6 protein-coding genes are annotated in these 6,422 nt (G+C 62.5%); 5 read left to right on the plus strand and 1 reads right to left on the minus strand.

The window, feature by feature from the left end; genetic code table 11:
* The coding region (locus tag AC1D1X_RS12915; RefSeq protein WP_477698407.1) for a branched-chain amino acid ABC transporter permease at positions 1-627 on the minus strand (627 nt) is incomplete at its 3' end.
* Positions 628-807: 180 nt separating this feature from the next.
* On the opposite strand from AC1D1X_RS12915, the gene AC1D1X_RS12920 reads away from it, so the two are divergent.
* The 5 genes from AC1D1X_RS12920 to AC1D1X_RS12940 form a co-directional block, all read left to right on the plus strand.
* Positions 808-1,698, plus strand: coding sequence for a MurR/RpiR family transcriptional regulator (locus tag AC1D1X_RS12920; RefSeq protein WP_477670352.1), 891 nt, complete (start codon positions 808-810; stop codon positions 1,696-1,698).
* Positions 1,695-3,638, plus strand: coding sequence for a bifunctional 5-dehydro-2-deoxygluconokinase/5-dehydro-2-deoxyphosphogluconate aldolase (locus AC1D1X_RS12925; RefSeq protein ID WP_477670351.1), 1,944 nt, complete (start codon positions 1,695-1,697; stop codon positions 3,636-3,638). Before AC1D1X_RS12920 ends, AC1D1X_RS12925 begins: the two co-directional genes overlap by 4 nt.
* Positions 3,639-3,698: 60 nt before the next feature.
* Positions 3,699-4,604, plus strand: coding sequence for an NAD(P)-dependent oxidoreductase (locus AC1D1X_RS12930; protein WP_477670350.1), 906 nt, complete (start codon positions 3,699-3,701; stop codon positions 4,602-4,604).
* 40 nt (positions 4,605-4,644) lie between these two features.
* Complete coding sequence (locus tag AC1D1X_RS12935; protein ID WP_457281808.1) at positions 4,645-5,997, plus strand: ABC transporter substrate-binding protein; 1,353 nt, start codon at positions 4,645-4,647, stop codon at positions 5,995-5,997.
* Positions 5,998-6,023: 26 nt separating this feature from the next.
* Positions 6,024-6,422, plus strand: a 399-nt coding sequence (locus AC1D1X_RS12940) for an ABC transporter permease subunit (RefSeq protein ID WP_477698408.1), incomplete at its 3' end; no start/stop codon positions are given.

Genomic DNA, 6,422 nt, shown 5'->3' on the forward strand with positions numbered 1-6,422 from the left:
CACAAAGGCGGCGCGGGTCTCGTTCTGCTTGATGGCACTGAAGATGCGACCCAATGGCGAATGGATCAGCCGCCACAGCACCAGCAGCACCAACCCGAACAGCACGAGGCAAAAGAAGAAGAGGGCGTTGTTGCCGGAGAGATTGAAAGACACAAAACCAAAMTCGGCCGGCAGGCGCTTGATGTTCAGCAGCCCGTCTTCACCGCCCGTGACGGTATGCCATTTGTTGGCGATGAACCAGAACACCTGGCCGAATGCGATGGTGAGCAAGGCGTAATAAATGCCGCGCCTGTGTGAGATGAACAGCGCCACCAGCGCGCCGAGCGCCGCTGTGACCAGCACCGCGCCGGCCAGGTCGAACCACAGGTTGGGCCAGACCTTGAGTTGCAGCAGGCCGAAGGCGTAGGCGCCCGCGCCAAAGAATGCACCGTGCCCGAAGGAGGGCAGGCCGGTGAAACCCAGGAGCAGGTTGTAGCCCATCGCAAACAACACCCAGATCATGATTTCCAGGGCCAGGTATTGGTACAGCCCGACGCGGCCCACCCACAGCGGCGTGGACAGCAGCACCAGCAATGTGGCGAGCATCGGCAGAGGGATCAGYGGCGCGCGGCCGGAAGCGAGTTGCATGGGGACCTTGTCTCTTCGGTTTTTCTGGGTGAATGAGTGGAGCTAGAAAAACAAGTGCTGAAAATGGGCTGGACACAACAGAATATACGTTCTATTATTTAAATAAGCAAGAATATCTATTCTAATTTGATGCGACGCAGGCCCGGCCCGTCCATCGCATTCCCGAGGCGGCAACGACATATGGACTCTGCAACGACTTACGAAGAACTCAAGGCGCTGATTGGCCGGATTTACCCGGACATGTCCAAGCAGCTGCAGCGCATCGCGCGCTTCGCGCTCGAGCAGCCCAACGACCTGGCGCTGGGCACGGTGGCGACGGTGGCCGAGGCCACCGAGGTGCAGCCTTCGGCCATGATCCGCTTCGCCAACGCGCTGGGCTATGGCGGCTTCTCCGAAATGCAGCAGGTGTTCCGCGGCCACCTGCTGGAGCGTTCCGACAGCTACCGCGAACGCATAGACCAGATGCGGCGCAAGCAGCTCAACGGCGAGCGCGCACCGGCCGGTGTACTGCACCAGTTGGTGGGCGAATCGGTGGCCGAACTCGGCCACCTCGAGGAAAGCATCGCCCAGGCCGACCTGAAAGCGGCTGTCAAGCTCATGGCCTCGGCGCCGCGCATCCATGTGCTGGCCCAGCGCCGCGCTTTTCCGGTGGCGGGCTACCTCGCTTATGCGTTGAGCCAGCTCGAACTGCGCACCCACCTGCTCGACGGAACGGGCGGCATGCTGCGCGAAAGCCTGCGCTCCGTTGCGCCCGGCGATGTGTTGATCGCCGCCAGCTTTCGCAACTATTCGCCCGAAGTCATCGCGGCTGCAGCAGAGGCCGCCAAACTGGGAGCGCTGGTAATTGCCATTACCGACGGTCCCCTCTCGCCGCTCAAGGCGCATGCCAAGGTTTGCCTGGAGCTGGCCGACGATTCCTCCAAGCCGTTCCGCTCGCTGGTCGCACCGCTGTGTCTGGCACAGGCGCTGGTGGTCAGCACCGGTCATCAACTGGCTGAGCAGAGCGCAGCGAAAGCCAAAACCAGGAACAGCAAGACCGCAGCCAAGCCAACTCGCAAGGGGGCCGTATGAGCCGCCCGCTGGATCTGATCTGTGTCGGCCGCGCCGCGGTGGATCTGTATGGCGAGCAAATCGGGGGCCGTCTTGAAGACATGCAGAGCTTCACCAAATATTTGGGTGGCTCGCCGGCCAACACCGCGGTGGGCGTGGCGCGCCTGGGTCTGAAGCCCGCCATGCTGACCCGTGTGGGTGACGAGCACAATGGCCGTTTTGTGCGCGAAACCCTGGCGGCCGAAGGCGTGGACGTGAGCCATGTCGCCACCGATCCCAAGCGCCTGACGGCACTGGTGTTTCTGGGAATCCAGGACCGCGACACTTTTCCGCTGGTGTTCTACCGCGACAACTGCGCCGACATGGCGATCAGTCCAGACGACTTCGATGCGGCCTTCATTGCTTCGGCCAAGGCGCTCCTGATTTCGGGCACGCACCTGTCGCAGCCGCTCACCTATGAAAGCTGCAAGCGCGCCATGATGATGGCCAAAGCCGCGGGCACGCGCGTGGTGCTCGATATCGATTATCGACCCGTGCTATGGGGCCTGACCAGCCCGGGCATGGGCGAGCAGCGCTTTGTACCTTCCGGCGAGGTCAGCGCGCATCTGCAAACCGTCGTCGGTCACTGCGATCTGGTGGTCGGTACTGAAGAAGAAGTTCACATCGCCGGGGGCAGCACCGACACGCTCGCAGCCCTGCGCCGCTTGCGCGAGTTGACGCAGGCCACGCTGGTGGTCAAACGCGGGCCCATGGGCTGCGTGGTGTTCGACGGTGCGATTCCCGATTCACTGGAAAAAGGTTTGCAAGGCCCCGGCTTTCCGGTGGACGTCTACAACGTATTGGGCGCCGGCGATGCGTTCATGTCGGGGTTTCTGCGCGGCTGGATCCCGGGGGAGCCGCTCACACGCTGCTGCGCCTATGCCAACGCCTGCGGCGCGCTGGTGGTGTCGCGCCATGGCTGCGCGCCGGCCATGGCGAGCTGGGAAGAGTTGCAGTTTTTCTTGATGCATGGCTCGGCCACCCGGCGCCTGCGCGAAGACGCGCAGCTCGAACACCTGCACCGTGTCAGCACGCGCACACGCCGCTGGGAAGAACTGGTCATCCTGGCGTTCGACCACCGCAAGCAGCTGGAAGAGGTAGCGGCACGCCATGGCGCGCCTAGCGAACGCATCCCCCTTTTCAAATCCCTGATCGCCGAAGGTGCGCGGCTTGGAGCCGGCCAGCGCAGTGGCGTCGGCGTGATCGTTGACGGACGCTTTGGTGAAGAGGTGCTTCCAACGGTGACCGGCAAAGGCTGGTGGGTCGCAAGGCCGGTCGAGCTGCCGGGTTCACGACCGCTGCAGTTCGAAGCCGGCGCCGGCCTGGGTGCGGTCATGCGAACCTGGCCCAGCGAGCACGTCGCCAAATGCCTGGTGTATTACCACCCGCATGACAAGCCGGCCTTGCGCGACAGCCAGCTGGCCAAATTGGCCGACCTGCAGCGAGCCAGCGTGGACAGCTTTCACGAGTTCCTCATCGAGGTGATCCCACCCAAGGACATGCCCGCGGATGGCGACACCGTACCGATGGCGCTCGAACAAATCTACCAGGCTGGCATCTTCCCCGACTGGTGGAAGCTGCCGCCAGCCGTTAGTGCGGCTGCCTGGGAAAAGATCGCGGCCGTGGTGGCGCAGCACGACCCGCATTGCCGCGGTGTGCTGGTGCTGGGCCTGGAGGCCAGCGAGGAAAAACTGGATCAGAGCTTTCGAATCGCAGCGCCGCACGCCATCTGCCGCGGCTTTGCCGTGGGGCGCTCGATCTTTGCCGATGCCGCAACTGGCTGGTTCTCAGGCGCCATGGACGACGCGGCGGTGGTCAAGGCCATTGCCGAGCGCTATGCGCGGCTGATCTCGCTGTGGGACCAGGCGAGGGCGGGCGCAGGGGCCACTGTTTCAGTAGCCGCCACTGAGGCCGTGAACTAAGCCGCCAAACGCAACAGACAGAACAGACAAGCCACAACGGGAAAGAAAACGGAGACAAACATGACAATACCCAAAATCGGATTCATCGGCATCGGCATGATGGGCCACGGCATGGCCAGGAATCTGCTGGCCAAGGGCTTCGCCCTCACCTTCAAGGTCAACCGCAACAGGGACAACCTGGCCGACCTGATTGCCGCCGGCGCGAAAGAGGCCAGGACCAACGCCGAATGCGCGCAGGCCAGCGATATCGTGTTCATCTGCGTCACGGGCTCGCCCCAGGTCGAAGAGATTGTCTACGGCAAGGACGGCTTGCTGGACGGCGGCCGCAAAGGCCTGATCGTGGTCGACACCTCCACCGCCGAGCCCGCTTCCAGCACCCGCATCCGCAACGACCTCGCGGCCAAAGGCATCAAGCTGGTCGATGCGCCGCTGGCGCGCACGCCCAAGGAAGCCGAGGAAGGCAGGCTCAACACCATGGTCGGCGCCGAGCCTGAGGACTTCAAGGCGCTGGAGCCGGTGCTCAAGGCCTTTTGCGAAAACATCTTCCACGTCGGCCCGCCCGGCCACGGCCACGTGCTCAAGCTGGTCAACAACATGATGGCCATGAGCTTTGCGGCCTCGATTGCCGAGGCCTTTGCGGTGGCGGCCAAAAGCGGGCTGGACCTCAACCGCCTCTATGACGTGATCTCGGCCGGGGGCGTGAACTGCGGCATCTTTCAGATGATGGCAACGAAAACGCTCAAGGAAGGCGACGTCACCGGCTTCAAGTTCGGCATCGCCAATGCGCAAAAAGATTTGCGCTACTACACCCATCTGGCCGAGATGCTGCCCGTCACCAGCTTCATGGGTGAGGCCACGCACCAAAGCCTGATCCAGGCCAGCAACGCTGGTTACGGCGACAAGCTGATCGCCTCCCTTTTCGAAGCACAGGAAAAACTCAACGACGTCAAGATCGTTCCCCGTTAAGCCAACCCGTTTGACCCATTTACACGCAGGAGACAAAACCATGAGCGACATCAAGAACAACCACGCAACACCTGAATCCCAATCCGACAGCAAGGCCACCTCGCGCCGCGCGCTGCTCAAGCACTCAAGCCTGGCGCTGGTGGGGGCGGGCCTGTACGGCGCGGCGCCCTTCATGGGGCCGTGGAAGCACAACCACGCCTGGGCGCAGACCGGCCAGAAGAAACCGCTGACCATTGGCCTGACCATGGACGCTTCGGGCCTGTATGCAGCCTCGGGCGCCGAAGAGCGCCTGGGCGCCATGATGGCGATCAAGGAATTTAACGACAAGGGCGGTGTGCTGGGCCGGCGCATTGAGGCCATCCATATTGACACGGAAACGACACCGGCCACCGGCTCGCGCGTGGCCGAACGCATGATCACGCGCAATGAGGCCTCCTTTCTGATCGGTGCAGTGCACTCAGGCGTCTCCAATGCCATCTCGCAGGTTGCGCAGAAATACGGCACGGTATTTTTTAACACCAACTCCAGCAGCCCGACCGAGGCCGGCAAGGACTGCCACCGCACCAAGTTCGTCTGGGACGGCAACGGCACCAACTTTTCCAACGCGATCGTCAAGAACGCCATCAAGGCCAGCGGCAAGAACTGGGTGCTGCTGACCAACGACTATGTGTGGGGCCACACCACCTCCAAGGCGACACGCGCGATCGTGGAAGCCAACGGCGGGCGCATCGTTGAGGAGCTGCTGGTGCCGCAAAACACCCGCGACTTCTCGTCCTACCTGCTCAAGCTGCAACAGCTCAAGCCCAATGTGGTGGCCACGGCGGTGGGCGGTGACGACATCAAGGCGCTGCGCCAGCAAGTTGTGCAGCTCAAGATGAACCAGTCCATGGCGTGGATCAACAACCAGCAGGACTGGCCCGATGTCTACGGTCTGGGCCCCGAGGCCATCTTCGGCGTCTTCGGCACCACGTGGTACTGGCGCCTGGGCCTGCCGGGCGTCAAAGAGTTTGTGGCGGCATACCAGAAGCAGTTCCCTGGCATGGCGATTCGCGTGCCGGGCAATGTGTATCACAACGGTTATATGGCCACGCGCGAGCTGCTGCGCTGTGTGGAAGAGGCCGGCACCACCAACAACATTGCCGTGATCAAAAAGCTCGAAGGCCGCAAGATGAGCGCGGCCGACCGCCTGCAGCACTACGACGCGTGGATGGATCCCGTCACCCACCAGTGTCAGCAGACGATTTACATGGCGACCTACAACGACCAGCCCGCCGAGAAAGACGACATCTTCAAGATCCTCACACAGGCCGATCCCAAGGATGTGGCGGACAAGGATGCCGGCGGCGCCTGCAAGCTTGAGAGCTACGACGCGACCCCCAGCTACGAAGTCTGACTGGCCCTCCATCTTCAAAGACCGACATGGATTTTCTGCTCCAGCTTATTCCGCACCTCGTCAACGGCATCTCGCTGGGCCTGTTGTTCGCACTCATCGCGTTGGGCTTCATGCTCATCGTGGGGGTGATGGAAACCATCAACCTGGCGCACGGCTCGCTGTTTGCGCTGGGCATGTACTTCGCGCTTTTCCTGATCGCACCGCAGCTGGGCATGTTCCCGAACCTGCAGGCCTGGTACATGAGTTTGCCGCTGGGAACGCGTTACCTGGCGGCACTCATTCTTGCGCCCATCCTGGTGGGTATTTTCGGCTTGTTGCTGGAGCTGTGCATGCGGCGCACTTATGGCCGTGACCCGCTCTATGGCCTGCTGCTGACCTTCGGTGCGGCGCTGGTCATTGAGGAAACCATACGCCTGGTGTGGGGC

The sequence above is a fragment of the Polaromonas sp. P1_G4 genome (assembly GCF_056405475.1).